1 protein-coding gene is annotated in these 577 nt (G+C 53.0%); it reads right to left on the bottom strand.

What is annotated here, in order from left to right; all coding sequences use genetic code 11:
• Window positions 1-577, bottom strand: a 577-nt coding sequence (locus ACR0C6_RS22085) for a hypothetical protein (RefSeq protein WP_480621332.1), incomplete at both ends; no start/stop codon positions are given.

Here is a 577-nt window from a genome sequence, read left to right as displayed (position 1 = left end):
CGGCGCAGCCGTGTTGATCCAGCGTGACGTAGAGCGCCTTGACGCCCAGATCCAGGCAGTGTTGGGCGAACTTGGGCAACTGGTCCATCGTGAGTTCGCTTATTTCCTGCAACTCGTCAGAACCGTATTCTCCCTTGAACCAACTGCATTGAGCCTCTTCCAAATTCATCTTTAGAAGGTCGATATGTGGAAGCCAGCGATCTCGGTCGATCCAGAATTTATGATACCGTTCGCCATGTGCAGAACACCCGCTGGTGGGGCCATGCGCATCAAATACAACCAGACCATCGCTGTTGGCCTTGATGTATCGAATCGTTTCCAACGGAACCTCGAAATCCGTGATCGGAACGAAAACGAAAGCCTCGCAATCCATCAGGTCTTCGATGTCGTCGGGCAGGATCGGGTTCATGAAACCCGTTTGCTTTTCGTTGCGATGGTTCTGATCGACGTAGACAAGATCGATCACCGCGCCCTGATCAGCGTCGCCCGTAACATGGCCGACATCCAGATACGGAAACTCAGACAGCAAGTTGCGAACATTATCGACGTCTGACCGGCGTACATGGCTGACGACGTT

Source organism: Ruegeria sp. AL12 (assembly GCF_056540885.1).
This window is presented reverse-complemented; position numbering and strand designations above follow the sequence as displayed.